The 16,561-nt window shown below is 57.0% G+C and carries 13 protein-coding genes; 7 read left to right on the forward strand and 6 right to left on the reverse strand.

From position 1 onward, the window contains the following. Positions 1-221: 221 nt before the first annotated feature. From OC597_RS22490 to OC597_RS22505, 4 genes are all read left to right on the forward strand, one after another. Positions 222-941, forward strand: coding sequence for a DUF3053 domain-containing protein (locus OC597_RS22490; RefSeq protein ID WP_261259962.1), 720 nt, complete (start codon positions 222-224; stop codon positions 939-941). 553 nt (positions 942-1,494) lie between these two features. Then, positions 1,495-3,414, forward strand: coding sequence for a PTS mannitol transporter subunit IICBA (locus OC597_RS22495; protein ID WP_262210541.1), 1,920 nt, complete (start codon positions 1,495-1,497; stop codon positions 3,412-3,414). A gap of 58 nt (positions 3,415-3,472) precedes the next feature. Then, positions 3,473-4,624 carry a mannitol-1-phosphate 5-dehydrogenase gene (locus OC597_RS22500; RefSeq protein ID WP_262210543.1) on the forward strand — a complete coding sequence of 384 codons (1,152 nt, stop codon included), beginning with the start codon at positions 3,473-3,475 and terminating at the stop codon, positions 4,622-4,624. A gap of 94 nt (positions 4,625-4,718) precedes the next feature. Continuing rightward, positions 4,719-5,270: an MltR family transcriptional regulator gene (locus tag OC597_RS22505; protein ID WP_262210573.1), complete on the forward strand. Its 552-nt coding sequence runs from the start codon at positions 4,719-4,721 to the stop codon at positions 5,268-5,270. Here OC597_RS22505 and OC597_RS22510 read toward each other — a convergent pair. Then, entirely contained in the window at positions 5,267-5,875 is a 609-nt protein-coding gene (locus tag OC597_RS22510) for a LysE family translocator (RefSeq protein ID WP_261285691.1), read from the reverse strand. The genes OC597_RS22505 and OC597_RS22510 overlap by 4 nt on opposite strands. A 138-nt stretch (positions 5,876-6,013) precedes the next feature. On the opposite strand from OC597_RS22510, the gene OC597_RS22515 reads away from it, so the two are divergent. Together OC597_RS22515 and OC597_RS22520 are read left to right on the forward strand one after the other, a co-directional pair. Beyond that, positions 6,014-7,480: an aminotransferase-like domain-containing protein gene (locus OC597_RS22515; RefSeq protein ID WP_262210545.1), complete on the forward strand. Its 1,467-nt coding sequence runs from the start codon at positions 6,014-6,016 to the stop codon at positions 7,478-7,480. 72 nt (positions 7,481-7,552) lie between these two features. Further along, positions 7,553-7,915 carry a YibL family ribosome-associated protein gene (locus OC597_RS22520; protein ID WP_085115205.1) on the forward strand — a complete coding sequence of 121 codons (363 nt, stop codon included), beginning with the start codon at positions 7,553-7,555 and terminating at the stop codon, positions 7,913-7,915. Positions 7,916-8,060: 145 nt separating this feature from the next. Here OC597_RS22520 and OC597_RS22525 read toward each other — a convergent pair whose 3' ends face one another. From OC597_RS22525 to fdhD, 5 genes are all read right to left on the reverse strand, one after another. After that, positions 8,061-8,840: a class I SAM-dependent methyltransferase gene (locus OC597_RS22525; RefSeq protein ID WP_219015056.1), complete on the reverse strand. Its 780-nt coding sequence runs from the start codon at positions 8,838-8,840 to the stop codon at positions 8,061-8,063. Between the two features lie 114 nt (positions 8,841-8,954). After that, positions 8,955-9,626 (reverse strand): 6-hydroxyaminopurine reductase, encoded by a 672-nt coding sequence (gene yiiM, locus OC597_RS22530; RefSeq protein WP_262210548.1) that lies wholly within the window; start codon positions 9,624-9,626, stop codon positions 8,955-8,957. Positions 9,627-9,720: 94 nt separating this feature from the next. Beyond that, the gene (locus OC597_RS22535; protein WP_262210550.1) at positions 9,721-11,649 is read right to left on the reverse strand and encodes a methyl-accepting chemotaxis protein; all 1,929 of its coding nucleotides are present in this window, start codon (positions 11,647-11,649) and stop codon (positions 9,721-9,723) included. A gap of 124 nt (positions 11,650-11,773) precedes the next feature. Continuing rightward, positions 11,774-12,394, reverse strand: a complete 621-nt coding sequence (gene sodA / locus OC597_RS22540; protein ID WP_037421110.1) for a superoxide dismutase [Mn] — start codon at positions 12,392-12,394, stop codon at positions 11,774-11,776. A gap of 127 nt (positions 12,395-12,521) precedes the next feature. After that, a complete protein-coding gene (gene fdhD, locus OC597_RS22545; RefSeq protein ID WP_262210551.1) occupies positions 12,522-13,358 on the reverse strand; it encodes a formate dehydrogenase accessory sulfurtransferase FdhD in 837 nt (278 codons plus the stop codon). Between the two features lie 144 nt (positions 13,359-13,502). Between fdhD and fdnG the strand changes: the two genes are divergently transcribed. Next, positions 13,503-16,550, forward strand: a complete 3,048-nt coding sequence (gene fdnG, locus OC597_RS22550; RefSeq protein WP_262210553.1) for a formate dehydrogenase-N subunit alpha — start codon at positions 13,503-13,505, stop codon at positions 16,548-16,550. The last annotated feature ends 11 nt before the right edge of the window (positions 16,551-16,561 follow it).

Below are 16,561 nucleotides of genomic sequence, written 5' to 3' on the forward strand. Positions count from 1 at the left end.
AGGCGGTTTTGTGTCAAACCTGTTCCTTTTAACGCGGCCAAAAGCTCGCCGACTTGGGGGGTAGGACTTCGTCATTGCCCCCCTTTCATCGAAGAATAACCGCCGAAAGGTGAATCGCGTATCGTATCGCACTCAGTTGATCTATTCTTATAGGCGCAGGGAGTGCAGCAAAAGGGACGGAGTCCGATGAAAAAGCAGGTTTATAACAGGAGTTATGTCACATGGCGGTAGGGATCCAGAGCAGAAATTTCACGCGTTGGTTGGCCCCGGTATTGGCATTGTTGGTGGTCATGCAATTGACTGCTTGCGGCGATAAAGAGCCGGAACAACGCAAGGCGTTCATTGATTACATACAGAATACGGTGATGCGCAGCGGCGCGAAAATCCCGACGCTGAGCGAAGACCAGAAACAGAAGTTCGGCAACTATGCCGGTGATTACGCCATTTTGGTCGGTTTTTCACAGCAGTTGTCCAAATCACTGGATGCCAGCCTGACGCCGGCGTTGGATCAAATTAACCAGATCCGCACCGCGCAGGACTACATGAGCAAGCGTGATACGCTACAACAGTCCGTTGGGGCGCTGAACCTGTTGGGGCAGCAGATCCAGTCAGCCAAGTCACAGGCGGATACCGCCCGGGCCGCGCTGAAGCAACCCGACGACCTGAAAGCAGTGTATAACCAGGCCTATGACAAGATCGTCACCGGGCCGGCCAATGCGCTGATGCCGGTTATTCCTACTACCGCCAGTTTCGTTCAGGATCTGGTGCAGGTTGGGGATTTCCTGCGTACTCAGGGTAATCAGGTGAGCTTTAACAATAACGGCGTGCAGTTCCGTACCTCCCAGCAGGCAACGCAGTACAACACCATGATGTCGAGTCTGGTGGCCAAGCAGCAGGATTTACTGAACGCACAGAAAACCGTATCAAGCGTTACCCAGTAATAGTGTAAACGCAGAAGCCGGCATCGCGGCTTCTGCTATTTTCCTCCCGCCATTGCTTTCCCTTCCAGTCTTTCCAACAGCTTGCTCACTTCCTGACCGACGCTTCTGTACTACACTTCAATTAATCATCGTTTTCCAATATGTAGTTTTCTTTCATTCATCGCACCGCTATTTCCCGACGGGATGAATGCTCACAGGGAAGAATGCCCCCAAACCAGGATTCGGTAGCCACCGACAAATAAATTGTGACTAACATCACAATTTAAAAACAAACACGCAATATTGAAATGTGATCTACATCTCATTTTTATTGGTTTTCAGGGTGAATTCAGCCCATTGTCTTTTTTTTACACCGAGTAAATGTGACGTATATCACTATAACTACCCTGACAATGGGGTGTTGTTAGTGATCTGCATCACAAAAATTCGGGAGGTTCGCCGGGCAAAAAACAGCGTGATAGAGTCCATTTAGTAGGCAGCACCAACACAGCTGGACCGTTACAACAATAATCACGCGCTCTATTGTCAGCGCGTAACAATAGGGGGGTGTTTTATGTTTTCACCAGACATCAAAGTCAAAGTTCAAAACTTTGGCCGCTTCTTAAGCAACATGGTGATGCCCAACATTGGCGCATTTATCGCCTGGGGTATCATCACCGCGTTATTCATTCCTACCGGCTGGCTGCCGAACGAAACCTTAGCCAAGCTGGTTGGCCCAATGATCACCTACCTGCTGCCGTTGCTGATCGGTTTTACCGGTGGCCGGTTGGTGGGCGGCGATCGCGGCGGCGTGGTCGGTGCCATCACTACCATGGGTGTGATTGTCGGTGCGGACATGCCGATGTTCCTCGGCGCGATGATTGCCGGTCCGTTGGGCGGCTGGGCAATCAAGCATTTTGACCGTTGGGTAGACGGCAAGATCAAAAGCGGTTTTGAGATGTTGGTGAACAACTTCTCCGCCGGCATTATCGGTATGTTGCTGGCCATTCTGTCGTTTATGGCGATTGGTCCGCTGGTAGAAGGGTTGTCGCATATCCTGGCTACCGGTGTAAATATCATGGTGACCAACAACCTGTTGCCGCTGGCGTCGATCTTCGTGGAACCGGCGAAAATCCTGTTCCTGAACAACGCCATTAACCACGGCATCTTCTCACCGTTGGGTATCCAGCAGGCGACAGAAACCGGTAAATCCATCTTCTTCCTGATTGAAGCCAACCCAGGCCCGGGTATGGGCGTGCTGATGGCCTACATGTTCTTTGGCCGCGGCAGCGCCAAGCAGTCTGCGGGTGGTGCAGCAATCATCCACTTCTTCGGGGGTATCCATGAAATCTACTTCCCGTACGTACTGATGAACCCACGCCTGCTGCTGGCGGTGATCCTGGGCGGTATGACCGGCGTATTCACCTTGACCCTGTTGAACGGCGGTCTGGTTTCTCCGGCTTCTCCTGGCTCGATTCTGGCGGTGTTGGCAATGACGCCGAAGGGCGCTTATTTTGCCAACCTGGCGGCCATCGGTGCGGCATTTTTGGTGTCATTTGTGGTCGCCAGCTTCCTGCTGAAAACCTCAAAAGTGAAAGAAGAGGACGATCTGGAAGAGGCGACTCGCCGCATGCAGGCCATGAAGTCGCAGTCTAAAGGCGGCGCAGCGACTCATGCTGCCGTGGATGGCGACCTGACCACGGTACGTAAAATCATTGTTGCCTGTGATGCAGGCATGGGCTCCAGTGCGATGGGGGCCGGTGTGCTGCGCAAGAAAGTGGCAGATGCCGGGCTGAAGAACATTTCGGTGACCAACAGCGCAATCAACAGCCTGCCGGACGATGTGGATCTGGTGATCACTCACCGTGACCTGACCGAGCGCGCGATGCGCCATGCGCCACAGGCCCAGCATATCTCGCTGACCAACTTCCTCGACAGCAAGTTGTATAACGATCTGACCGAGCGCTTGGTGGCGGCTAACAAAACCACCGATAACCAACAGAAAGTCATCAGCACGCTGGACGACAGCTTCGAAGCGAGCGAGCAAAACCTGTTCCGACTGAGTGAAAGCAATGTGTTCCTTAACCTGCAGGCCAGCGACAAAGAGCAGGCGATCCGCTTCGCCGGTGAGCAACTGGTCAAAGGTGGTTATGTAGAGCCGGAATACGTCCCGGCGATGCTGGAGCGCGAAAAACTCACCTCCACCTATCTGGGCGAGTCGATCGCCGTGCCGCACGGCACCATCGAAGCCAAAGACCGGGTGTTACGCACCGGCGTGGTGTTCTGCCAATACCCGCAGGGCGTGCGTTTCGGTGATGAAGAGGATGAGGTGGCTCGGTTGGTCATCGGTATCGCGGCTCGCAATAACGAGCATATCCAGGTGATCACCAGCCTGACCAATGCGTTGGATGACGATGGTGTCATCGAGCGGCTGGCGAATACCACCAGCGTGCAGGAAGTGTTGGATCTGCTGGGCGGCAAAAAAGTCGGATAACAGAATCATTTTAAGGGGTGCAGCTTGCTGCACCCTTCGACATTAGAAAGGTAGGAATATGAAAGCATTACATTTCGGTGCAGGAAATATTGGGCGTGGTTTTATCGGCAAGCTGCTGGCAGACGCGCAGGCCGAACTGACCTTTGCCGACGTTAACCAGACGGTGCTGGACCTGCTGAACAGCCGTAAAAGCTATCAGGTTCACGTGGTCGGCGAGCAGGCCCGGGTCGAGCAGGTCAACAACGTTAGCGCGGTGAACAGCGGCAGTGAAGAGGCCGTCGCGCTGATCGCCGAAGCGGATATCGTGACCACCGCCGTGGGCCCGCAGATCCTGGCTAAAATTGCCGGGACTATTGCCAAAGGGCTGATCAAGCGTCATCAGCAGGGTAACAGCCAACCGCTGAATATCATCGCCTGCGAGAACATGGTGCGTGGCACCAGCCAGTTAAAACAGCACGTGTTCGATATCTTGCCGCAGGATGAGCAGGCATGGGTCGAACAGCATGTCGGCTTTGTCGACTCGGCGGTTGACCGCATTGTGCCGCCGGCAGAAGCAGGCAGCAGCGATCCACTGGAAGTGACGGTAGAAACCTTCAGCGAGTGGATTGTCGATCAGACCCAGTTCAAGGGCCAGCCACCGGCAATCGCTGGCATGGAGCTGACCGATAACCTGATGGCGTTTGTTGAGCGTAAGCTGTTCACGCTCAATACCGGCCATGCGATTACCGCCTATCTGGGCCAACAGGCGGGCCTGCTGACCATTCGCGATGCCATTCTCGACCCGGCGATCCGTCGCGTGGTGAAAGGCGCGATGGAAGAAAGCGGCGCGGTGCTGATCAAACGTTACGGTTTTGATGCCGCCAAGCACGCCGCTTACATCGACAAAATCCTCAGCCGCTTTGAGAATCCGTATCTGCACGACGACGTTGAGCGTGTGGGCCGTCAGCCGCTGCGTAAGCTGAGCGCTGGTGATCGTCTGATCAAGCCGTTGCTCGGCACGCTGGAATACGGTTTGCCGCATGCCAACCTGATCCAGGGGATTGCTGCTGCCATGAGTTACCGCAGCGAGCAGGATCCGCAGGCCAAAGAGCTGGTGGAGCTGCTGGCCAAACTGGGGCCAAAAGCAGCGCTGGCGCAAATTTCCGGCCTGCCGGCGGAAAGTGAGGTTGTAGAACAGGCTGTTGCTGTGTATAACGCCATGCAAAAGTAGATTCGGCATGATGAATCTTCGGGCGCAGCCCATTGCGCCCCTACACCCCGACTTCGGCATTGACGGCGCCACCCAGGCTATTCGAAAAGCGACGATGGAAGAAGCACAGGCATTTGAAAATCAGGTTCTGGAACGACTGAACGCAGGCAAGACGGTGCGCAGTTTTCTGATCGCGGCGGTAGAGCTGCTGGCGGAAGCGCTAAACGTGTTGGTGGTGCAGGTGTTCCGCAAGGACGACTATGCGGTGAAGTATGCCGTCGAACCGCTATTGTCCGGTGCCGGGCCATTGGGTGAACTGTCGGTGCGCCTGAAGCTGATGTATGGGCTGGGGGTGATTTCACGTCACGAGTACGAAGATGCCGAACTGCTGATGGCGATGCGAGAAGAACTGAACCACGATGGGGAGGAATACCGCTTTGTCGATGATGAAATTCTCGGGCCGTTTGGCGAACTGCATTGCGTGGCCGCACTGCCACCGGTGCCCACCTTCCTGCAGCCTGGAGAGGCGGACGAATCGCTGATCGCCATGCAGCGTCAGCGATATCAGCAGGTATTGCGTTCGACTATGGTGCTGTCGGTCACCGATCTGATTGCCAGCATCGGTGCCAAACAACCGTCCCGGCTTTCCCCGCTCGGCCGCAATTAAGCAAAGGCCGCGCGCCACTCGTCGAATAACAGCCACAGCGCCGTGGCTGCCATCAACCCCGCCATGACGCCATTAAACACCCGCAGTTTCCAGGTCACGCGCAGCGCATCACGCAGACGATCGCCCAATATCGCCCACAGCAGTATGCAAGGAATGTTCAGGGCGGTGAAACCGGCAATGATCATCAGCGTATGGCTGAGGCTGGTCCCTTCGCGTGGAGTGAACAGAATGGCCACGTTAATCGCCATCAGCCAGGCTTTGGGATTCACCGCCTGAAACAAAGCGCCGTTGATTAAGCGCATCGGCTGCGCCTGCTGTTTACCGTCCGGCGATGCCGCCCTGAACAATTTCCATGACAGCCACAGCAGGTAGGTACAGCCGATCACCGCCAGCGGAAAGCGAATCATACCGGCTGAACTCAGGATCAGGGCCAGCAGGGTGGTGGTCAGAGCCAGTTGCACTGCACAGCCGACGCTAATGCCAAACACCATTGGCAGGGTACGACGCAGACCAAAATTAACCCCGGACGATGCCAACAGCAGGTTGTTGGGACCAGGGGTGATCGACATAACGGTGACATAACTGATAAAGGCGGAGTCCAGCATAAGGGTTCCTTAAAAGGCCGAGGAGCGAGGGAACCAGCATAAAACCTACGGACAGATGGTGACAGAACCAAAAACCCGCTATTGTCATGGATACAGTTGTGTCAAATTCAAACTGTGCCCATTGCCTGGAGACAAACTGTGACCCTGCTCGATGAAATACCGGAAACGCGTTATCAGCAACTGGCGGATACGCTGGCGGAAGCCATACGCCGCGGCACGCTGCTGCCCGGCAGCCGTTTGCCTTCGGTGCGCCGCTGTGCGCAGACCCATAACGTCAGTATCAATACCGTGGTGGCGGCTTACCGCACGCTGGAAGATCGCGGGTTGATAGAAGCACGGCCACAGTCTGGTTTTTATGTGTGCAACACCTTGCCGGCGCTGAAAGCCGCCTTGCCGACCAGCAGCCGGATAGAGCCACCGGCGGACGATGTACTGGCGTTGATCGACACGGTGTTCGCCGCCCAGCAGAACCCGGCCTTCACCAACCTTTCGCTGGCCTGCCCGCAGACCTCTGATTTCTATCCTGGCGGCAAATTGGGGCGAATGCTTTCGTCGCAGTTACGCCGTCAGCCGAATCTGATTGGCCAGTACGCGTTGCCGCCCGGCAGCCTGCGGCTGCGCCAGCAGATCACCCGGCGTTCGATGACGTTGGGCATGCTGCTGGAGCCCGGCGATATCACACTGACTCATGGCTGCATGGAGGCGCTGCAACTGGCGCTGCGCGTGACCACCAGGCCGGGCGACTGCGTCGGGCTGGAGTCACCGACCTATTTTTATCTGCTGCCGCTGCTGGCCAGCCTGGGGTTGAAGGCGCTGGAAATCCCTACCGATCCGCAGCACGGGTTGTCGCTGGACGCGCTGGAACTGCTGCTGAACGAGAAGCGGCTGAATGCAGTGATCGCCATGCCGACGGTGCAAAATCCGCTAGGCTGCACCATGCCGCTGGCGGCCAAAAAACGTCTGGCGCGGCTGATGAACGATCATCAGGTGCCTTTGATTGAAGACGGGCTGTATGCAGAGCTTCAGTTTGGCGGTGCGCTGACCCCGGCGGTAAAATCTTTCGATCGCGACGGCTGGGTGCTGTTCTGCTCCAGCTTTACCAAGACGCTGGCGCCGGACTTCCGCATCGGCTGGATTAGCGGCGGCCGCTTTAACGAGGCATTGCGTAAGCTGAAGGCGGTGTCGTCGATGTCGGAGTCGCAGTTGCTGTCGGAAACCCTGGCGATGTTCCTGGAAACCGGCGGCTACGATCATCATCTGCGCAACCTGCGAAAACGCTATGCTGCCCAGGTGGATGAGGCACGGGCGCTGATTGCGCGCCATTTCCCCCGCGGCACCCGGGCGACTCAGCCGGCGGGCGGTTTTGTTTTTTGGGTGGAGTTCCCGGCCGGGGTCGACAGCGTGGCGCTATTCCACCAGATGCTGGAGGAACAAATTTGCCTGACGCCGGGCACGCTGTATTCCCCCAGCGGCCGCTATCGCACCGCGTTGCGGCTCTCCTGTTGTTATCCGTTTAATGCGCGTTACAGCCAGGCACTGGCGCGTGTCGGTGCCAAAGCCTGTGAGATGAGTGGCTTGCCGCCGGGCATTGCGCAAGACGAGTAACCATGCGCGCATTTTGCTACAATGTGGTCATCATTGATTAGCGTGCCGTACAGGCACAACAGGCCAGAAACCATGAAAGAGATAGAAAAGGCAGAGATCAAGCGCCTTAGCGACCTGCTGGACGCACTGAAGCACAAAGATACCCTGGTAATCCAACAGGGCAATCTTGACCTGATCGCTCAGCACACCAAAGAAAAAGAGAAGATGGCAGCGGAAATCGAGCGCCTGAAAGGCGTGCGCGTTGAGAAGCTGAGCGCTGAAGCGCAAAAGCTGAGCCAACTGCCGTTCAGCCGTGAAATCACCAAGAAAGAACAGGCGGACATGGGCACGTTGAAGAAAAACGCGCGCGGCGTGATCGTGGTGCACCCGATGACCGCACTGGGCCGTGAAATGGGCCTGAAAGTGGTCACCGGCTACGCCAAGAAAGCCTTCTGATCACCGGTACCCGTTATACTTGAAGTTGCATCTGTGTTAGCTGCGAGCGCTTACCCCAGTCACTGACTTGAGTCAGCTCCTGGGGACTCTCGCTCTTGCCGCCTTGATGCAACTCCAATTATTTTGGGTATGTGGCGCTCGGTTTTCATAGCTTGGTGGTGAAATACGCCTTGGTTTGATAGGGCACGGTCACGCTGTCCTTGTCCTGTAATTCCCCTTCCTCTGCCACCAATTGCCGAATCTGTTCGATCACCTGTTCCTGCTGCTGTGGCGGTAAGGCGGCGATAAAGCTGGTGGAGCGCACCCGGTTAAAAATCACATCCTCAACCGCACCCTGATGGCCGAGCATAAACACCTGCTCCTGCAACGCATCTAAACCTTTGAACGGGAAAAGCTTACGCCATTCACCGGTGTAGAAACGCGGCGCGTCGCCTTCGTGACGGTCAACAATCTGATTCAGCTTACGCACCCAACTCACACGCGCATCGCGCATGTTCCACACCAGGCCAAGTTTGCCGCCGGGTTTAAGGATACGTTGGATTTCGGCCAAAGCCTTTGGTGTGGCAAACCAGTGGAAGGACTGCGCGCAGACCACCGCATCGACCGACTCATCCGGTAGCGGGATCGACTCCGCGGTGCCCGCCAGGGTTTTTACCTGCGGCAGCGCGGCCGACAGCTTTTCCAGCATCTGTGCCACCGGTTCAACGGCGATCACCTGCGCGCCGGTTTCCAGCAGGCGCGGGGTGAACTTGCCGGTACCGGCACCGAGATCGATCACCGTCATACCGGCGTGCAGGCCGATAGTGTCGCGCAGCCAGGTGGTGATTTCCGGTGGGTAGTCCGGGCGACCTTTAACGTAACGATCGGCGTTGGCCTGGTAGCCCTCGGCTGCCGCGTGGTGGATCGAATGAGACGGGGTGTTCATAACTTTACTCCTGCCTGAAAGAGGGGGTCGGAACGACCGACGCTGAACAGTATAGGTCGATGAAAGCTGTTAGCGCTGCATACGGTACCCGGATTTATGCCCGAGCGGTCTTGTTCAGCGGCCGAGCAAACGGCGATTAAAGTCTTCAAGATGGCCTTCGCTGATGCGCATCAGCATGGTTTTGCTCCAGCTGGCGGACAGCCCGGCCACCGACAACAGGCGGCGATACTGTTCTTCATCAAACGGCATATGCCAGGCAATACGGATGGCTTCGGCAACCGAGACATCGCTGTTGCGTGTCACCAGCTCCAGCGGATGATCGCCGCTGACTTTACCGGCAGACACCACGCGGTACAGCCAGCCACAGCGGCCGCTTTGCTGCATCAGCACCGAGATGTCATCGATATCAAAATGGTAGTTGAGCTTAAAGCACGGAGAGCGCGGTTGGGTGACCTGGATCAGCGCTTCGCCCCAGCGGAAGATATCGCCCATAAATACGTTGTGCTCAGTCAGCCCCAGGGTAGAAATATTCTCACCGAAGGCCGGTGCGCAGAACTGTTCTGCCTGCGCCGGAAACTGCTCGCGCCAGTGGTGGTAATGTTCACGGGGATAGTGACACAGCGCGCGGTCTGGCCCGCCGTGATAACTTTTTTCCGCCTGTTCGTCGCCTTCCAGGCCGAGCGGGGTCAGCTTGACGGCTCCGTCCACCAGACGCTTGGCAATGCCGCTGGGCCGCCCGCCTTCATAGGGTTGGATAGTGCCGATGTAAACCTCTGGGTGATGCATATGCGCCTCCATGTCTCGCGTCGAAGGTCCAGCATAGCCTGAGTTGGCAGGGAGGAACAATAACCCGCCCGAGAGGTTTCGGGCGGGGGAAGCATCAGAAGGTGGTCCAGTTGTCTTGCGCGGCGGCATGGGTGGCCTGGGGTTTGCCGACCGGTGTTTTGATGGCGGCGCTTTTCACTGCGGCAGGGGCCTGATGCTCTGCCAGTCGGAACACCGAGACGCTTTGCAACAGCATTTCCGCCTGTTCTTCCAGCGAGTCGGCAGCGGCGGCGGATTCTTCCACCAGCGCGGCGTTCTGCTGGGTGGTGTGATCCATTTCGACAATCGCCTGACCAATTTGGGCGATGCCGCGGGTTTGCTCGTCAGAAGCGGCAGCAATCTCCGCCATGATGTCCCGCACATGGGTGACCGACAGAACGATTTGCTCCATGGTATTACCGGTGTTTTCCACCAGGCTGGTGCCGGTCTGTACCCGGCTGACCGATTCGGTAATCAACCCTTCGATCTCTTTGGCTGCCTGGGCGCTGCGCTGTGCCAGGTTACGCACCTCGCTGGCCACCACTGAGAAGCCGCGCCCTTGCTCACCGGCGCGCGCGGCTTCTACGGCCGCATTGAGCGCCAGAATATTGGTCTGGAAGGCAATGCCGTTGATCAGGGTAGTAATTTCGGCGATCCGCTGCGAACTGCTGGAAATGTCGCGCATGGTGTTGACCACGCTCGCCACCAGCTTGCCGCCCTGCTGGGCCGTCTGAGAAGCATTGGTGGCCAGCTGATTGGCATGGTGGGCGTTTTCGGCGTTCTGCTTCACCGTGGCGGTCAGTTGTTCCATACTGGCGGCGGTTTCTTCTACCGCGGCGGCCTGCTGTTCGGTGCGTGAGGACAAATCGGTGTTACCGGCGGCAATCTCTGCGGCGGCGGTGGACACCTGGCTGACCCCCATCTGGATTTTTTCAATCATATCGCGCAGGTTCTGGCTCATCGCTGCCACGGCGTTCAACAACTGACCCAGTTCGTCGCGACGGGTGCTGGTCTGCGCCTGACGCAGATCGCCGCTGGCGATGCGTTCCGCCAGCGCCAGCGTACTTTGCAGCGGCCGGGTGATCTGCAGCGTGATGCGCCAGGCCACCAGCAACCCGGCAATAATGGCGATCAGCGTGGTGATGCCCATCTGCAACTGCGCAGAATTGATGTCGTTATGGGTTTGCGTCAGTTCGTCCTGCATAAAGGCGTTAACCAGCGTGCCTACTTCCTGTGCGCTGTTGCCCAGCCGTTGGCTGATCGTTTGTTCCTGCTGATAGGCCGGCAGGTAGGCTTCAATGCGGTTTTTGTAGTCGTCGAGCGCGGTCAGCAAGGGCTGCAACAGAGGGCGCTGGGCGTCGTTGAGCCGCCGACTGAGCGCGTTGGCCGCGCTGCGTGCATCGTCAATCGCCGCCACCAGCGGGGCTTCAGATTCCGCGCTCAGGCTCAGCAACAGGCCACGGGCACCGTAACGCACCAGGGTCAGCTTCTGGTTCAGCTGAATAAAGGCCAGTTGCAGGTCAGCGCTGGTGATTTGGCGCTCCACCTGGTTCAGGCTGTCCTGCACTTCCGACATGTTCCAGCTTTGGCGCACCGAGTCTTTCACTGCCACCGCTTGCTCGAAGGCATTTTGCTGCTGCTGGTATTGGCCAATTAACCCAACCAAACGCTGCAGGTCCTTCCGGCTCTGGGGATCCCAGTTCAGTTCCAGGCCCTGGTTGATCTGCTTCACCGCGTTTTCGATATGGGTGCGGTTGTTTTTCAGGTATTCCGGTTGGTAGGTTTGGCCGAACAGTGCACGGTTGTATTTGGCCTGATTGATCTCGTCGTTCAGCCGGTTGCTGAAATCGATGCGATCGGCGCGGGATTCGATGATACGCAGATACTGTGCGCCGGTTCCGGCGATGATTGCCGTCAGCAACAGCATCAGACCAAATCCAAGGCCGAGCTTTTTACCCACGGTGAGATGAACGAATTTTCCTGCCAATGTTTGCAATGCCGCCATAGTGATTTTCCTTTCCGGGCGAACGTCAATTGAACAAACTATCGGCAAAGGAAGGTCAAACTTTAGCGAATTTTGGGCAAAAAAATGCCCGCATTAAGCGGGCATCTTCATAGCCGGGGACGAATTACTTCTTCGCCGCGAAGCGTGCTGCTGCTTCGTCCCAGTTAACCACGTTCCAGAATGCCTTGATGTAGTCAGGACGTTTGTTCTGATATTTCAGGTAGTAAGCGTGTTCCCACACGTCCAGGCCGACGATTGGGAAGCCTGAAGCGCCGGCAACGGCTTCGCCCATCAGCGGGCTGTCCTGGTTAGCGGTAGAGACCACAGCCAGTTTGTCGCCTTTCAGCACCAGCCAAGCCCAACCTGAACCGAAGCGGGTCGCTGCGGCTTTCTCGAATTCTTCCTGGAATTTCTCAACGCTGCCGAAATCACGTTCGATAGCGGCTTTCAGATCGCCACCCAGGGTGGTGCCGATTTTCAGGCCTTTCCAGAACAGGCTGTGGTTAGCGTGGCCGCCGGCGTTGTTACGCATGAAGGTGCGCTTGTCAGCAGGCACTTTATCCAGATCCTGGATCAGTTCTTCAACGCTGTATTGAGCCAGCTCTGGGTAGGCTTCCAGCACGGTGTTGGCGTTGTTAACGTAAGTCTGGTGATGTTTGGTGTGATGGATTTCCATCGTCTGCTTGTCGAAATGCGGTTCCAGTGCGTCGTAGGCGTACGGCAGGGATGGCAGTGAATAACTCATGATCATCATCTCCAATGGTATAGGGGCGGCGCAATATGTGAGCACCGCGTAAGCAGTCGGATCATTATAGTTATTTAAATGATATTGAAAATGATTATCAATGCCCTACTTAATGTGTGGTTTTAGGTCAGTCCACAATACGCTGCGGGTGGGTAAACACCGTGGCGCGGCCGGGTTTGCTGAAGCCGACCAGCGTCAGGTTGCTGCGTTCGGCAATTTCCACCGCCAGTGAGGTGGCTGCAGAAACCACGAACAGGATCTCGACGCCGCACATGGCCGATTTTTGCACCATTTCATAGCTGGCGCGGCTGGAGACCAGGACAGCTCCCTGCTGCCAGTCTTGTTTCGAGCGCGCTCCGAGTAGCTTGTCGAGCGCGACATGCCGGCCGACGTCTTCACAGCCACCCAGCAGTTCACCCTGCGGCGAAATCCAGCTGGCGGCGTGGGTACAACCGGTGAGTTGGCCGACGGTCTGCACCTGCTTTAGTTGCCCCAGGGCACGGTCGAGATTAGTGAGGGAAAAGGTCTGGGTGAACGGTAAAGCAGGCAGCGGGCGAAAAATATCTGCCAACTGTTCGATACCGCATACCCCGCAGCCGGTACGGCCTGCCATGGCACGACGACGCTCTTTTAAACCGGCAAAGCGACGGCTGGAGAGCTCGATTTGCACCTCCAGTCCATTACAAGTTTGGTTAATCTCTATACTGTAGATATCGCGTGGTGACTCGATGATGCCTTCGGACAGAGAAAAACCCAGGGCGAAGGCCTCCAGATCCTTGGGGGTACACATCATTACCACGTGAGAGATGCCGTTGTAGACCAGCGCGACCGGGACCTCTTCCGCCAACCAATCCTGTTGTGCGGTAGTGAGTTGCCCGCGTTGATAAACCTGAGACTGGGTCACCCCGGTGAGCAAGGTCTCATTGATGTCATTGATATGTTGGTCTGGGTTTATATTGTTCACTTAAGTGGCACCTGTCTGTAACAACCACATACACGCTGTGGTAATATTGCCGCGTAAAAACAACAGTAATTTTAGCGCTTCCCGCTTCCAGGGGGAAAGCGCCATTTGAAACAATGTGACAATCGCAAGTGAAAGGAGACCCCCATGCAGGTCAGCAGAAGGCAGTTCTTTAAGATCTGCGCTGGCGGTATGGCAGGGACGACGGTGGCTGCTCTGGGCTTTGCCCCGGAAGTGGCGTTAGCGGAAACCCGGCAGTACAAACTGCTGCGCGCCCGTGAAACCCGTAATACCTGTACGTATTGTTCCGTCGGCTGTGGGCTGTTGATGTACAGCCTTGGTGATGGCGCCAAAAACGCCAAAGAAAGCATTTTCCACATTGAAGGCGACCCGGATCACCCGGTCAACCGCGGCGCGCTTTGCCCGAAAGGCGCGGGTCTGGTCGACTTCATCCACAGTGCCAGCCGTCTCCAATATCCGGAGTACCGTGCGCCTGGTTCCGACAAGTGGCAGCGCCTGAGCTGGGACGACGCCTTCACCCGCATCGCCAAGCTGATGAAGGAAGACCGTGACGCCAACTTCGTTAAAACCAACGAACAGGGCGTGACCGTCAACCGCTGGCTGAGCACCGGCATGCTGTGTGCCTCGGCTTCCAGTAACGAAACCGGTTATTTAACGCAAAAATTTAGTCGCGCTCTCGGCATGCTTGCCGTAGACAACCAAGCACGTGTCTGACACGGACCAACGGTAGCAAGTCTTGCTCCAACATTTGGTCGCGGTGCGATGACCAACCACTGGGTTGATATCAAGAACGCGAATCTGATTATCGTCATGGGCGGTAATGCGGCGGAAGCGCATCCGGTGGGATTCCGCTGGGCGATGGAAGCCAAAATACACAATAAAGCCAAGCTGATCGTCATCGATCCACGCTTTACCCGTACCGCATCGGTGGCGGATTTCTACACGCCGATCCGTTCCGGGACCGACATTGCCTTCCTGTCGGGCGTGTTGCTGTACCTGATGACCAACGACAAGATTAACCGCGAATACGTCCACGCCTACACCAACGCCAGCCTGCTGGTGCGGGAAGACTTTACCTTCGAAGACGGCCTGTTCAGCGGTTATGACGCGGAAAACCGCAAGTACGATAAAACCACCTGGAACTACCAGTTCGACGAAAACGGCTTCGCCAAGCGCGATCTGACACTGCAGGATCCGCGTTGCGTGTGGAACCTGCTGAAACAGCACGTCAGCCGCTATACGCCGGAGGTGGTGAACAATATCTGCGGTACGCCGACCGAAGATTTCATCAAGGTCTGTGAATACATCGCCGAAACCTGCGTGGCGGATAAAACCGCGTCATTCCTGTACGCCTTGGGCTGGACTCAGCACTCGGTCGGCTCGCAGAACATCCGTACCATGGCGATGATCCAGCTGTTGCTCGGCAACATGGGCATGGCGGGCGGCGGCGTCAACGCGCTGCGCGGCCACTCCAACATTCAGGGTCTGACCGATCTGGGTCTGCTGTCGCAGAGCCTGCCGGGCTATATGACGCTGCCGTCGGAGAAACAGACCGATCTCGACACCTACCTGAAAGCCAATACGCCGAAGGCGCTGCTGCCGGGCCAGGTGAACTACTGGAGCAACTACCCGAAATTCTTCGTCAGCATGATGAAGAGCTTCTACGGTGACAAGGCGCAGAAGGACAACGGTTGGGGCTTTGACTGGCTGCCGAAGTGGGACAAAGGCTACGACGTGCTGCAGTACTTCGAGCTGATGTCACAAGGCAAGGTCAACGGTTACTTCTGCCAGGGCTTCAACCCGGTGGCGTCGTTCCCGAACAAGAACAAGGTGGTGGCCTCGCTGTCAAAACTGAAGTTCCTGGTGACCATTGATCCGCTCAATACCGAGACTTCCAACTTCTGGCAGAACCACGGCGAGTTCAACGACGTTGATCCGTCGAAGATTCAGACCGAAGTGTTCCGCCTGCCGTCCACCTGCTTCGCCGAAGAGAACGGTTCGATCGTCAACTCCGGGCGCTGGCTGCAGTGGCACTGGAAGGGCGCGGATGCCCCGGGTGAAGCGATGAACGACGGGGAAATCCTGGCGGGTATCTTTATTCGTCTGCGTGAGATGTACGCGCGTGACGGCGGTGCGGTACCGGAACAGGTGCTGAACATGACCTGGGATTACCTGACGCCGGAAAATCCTGCTTCGGAAGAAGTGGCGATGGAAAGCAACGGTAAAGCGCTGGCGGATGTGCTCGACGCCGACGGCAAAGTGTTGGCGAAAAAAGGTGAGCAGCTCAGCACCTTTGCCCACCTGCGTGACGACGGCACAACGGCCAGCGGCTGTTGGATCTTCGCCGGTAGCTGGACGCCGGCCGGTAACCAGATGGCGCGGCGCGATAACGCCGATCCGTCCGGCCTCGGCAATACGCTGGGTTGGGCCTGGGCCTGGCCGCTCAACCGCCGCATTCTGTACAACCGTGCGTCGGCCGATCCGCAGGGCAAGCCCTGGGATCCCAAACGTCAGTTGCTGGAGTGGGACGGCACCAAGTGGGGCGGGGTGGATATCCCGGACTACAGCGCTGCCGCACCGGGCAGCGACGTTGGGCCATTCATCATGCAGCCGGAAGGCATGGGCCGCCTGTTCGCCACCGATAAAATGGCCGAAGGGCCGTTCCCGGAACACTACGAGCCGTTTGAAACGCCGCTCGGCACCAACCCGCTGCACCCGAACGTGGTTTCCAACCCGGCAGCGCGGGTGTTCAAGGACGATCTGGCGGCAATGGGCACGTCCGATAAGTTCCCGTACGTCGGGACCACTTATCGCCTGACCGAGCACTTCCACTACTGGACCAAGCACGCGGTACTCAACGCCATCGCGCAGCCGGAACAGTTTGTGGAGATTGGCGAGAAGCTGGCGGAGAAAAAAGGCATCCAGCATGGGGATACGGTGAAGGTCAGCTCCAACCGCGGCTTTATCAAGGCCAAGGCGGTGGTGACCAAGCGTATCCGCACCCTGCAGGTGAATGGGCAGGAGGTCGACACCATCGGTATCCCGATCCACTGGGGTTACGAAGGGGTGGCGAAGAAAGGCTTTATTGCCAACACGCTGACGCCGTTTGTCGGTGATGCCAATACGCAAACGCCAGAGTTCAAGGCGTTCCTGGTCAACGTGGAAAAGGTGTAACGGAGACGAAT

Origin of the sequence: Serratia proteamaculans, from assembly GCF_946227095.1 — a bacterium.
GTDB classification, from domain to species: Bacteria; Pseudomonadota; Gammaproteobacteria; order Enterobacterales; family Enterobacteriaceae; genus Serratia; species Serratia proteamaculans_E.

Bases quoted from the DNA above. Each gene is read 5' to 3' on its own strand.
- OC597_RS22490 (WP_261259962.1), top strand. From the start codon at position 222: ATGGCGGTAGGGATCCAGAGCAGAAATTTCACGCGTTGGTTGGCCCCG.
- yiiM (WP_262210548.1), bottom strand. From the start codon at position 9,626: ATGCATCACCCAGAGGTTTACATCGGCACTATCCAACCCTATGAAGGC.
- OC597_RS22495 (WP_262210541.1), top strand. From the start codon at position 1,495: ATGTTTTCACCAGACATCAAAGTCAAAGTTCAAAACTTTGGCCGCTTC.
- OC597_RS22510 (WP_261285691.1), bottom strand. From the start codon at position 5,875: ATGCTGGACTCCGCCTTTATCAGTTATGTCACCGTTATGTCGATCACC.
- OC597_RS22505 (WP_262210573.1), top strand. From the start codon at position 4,719: ATGGAAGAAGCACAGGCATTTGAAAATCAGGTTCTGGAACGACTGAAC.
- sodA (WP_037421110.1), bottom strand. From the start codon at position 12,394: ATGAGTTATTCACTGCCATCCCTGCCGTACGCCTACGACGCACTGGAA.
- OC597_RS22500 (WP_262210543.1), top strand. From the start codon at position 3,473: ATGAAAGCATTACATTTCGGTGCAGGAAATATTGGGCGTGGTTTTATC.
- OC597_RS22525 (WP_219015056.1), bottom strand. From the start codon at position 8,840: ATGAACACCCCGTCTCATTCGATCCACCACGCGGCAGCCGAGGGCTAC.
- OC597_RS22520 (WP_085115205.1), top strand. From the start codon at position 7,553: ATGAAAGAGATAGAAAAGGCAGAGATCAAGCGCCTTAGCGACCTGCTG.
- OC597_RS22535 (WP_262210550.1), bottom strand. From the start codon at position 11,649: ATGGCGGCATTGCAAACATTGGCAGGAAAATTCGTTCATCTCACCGTG.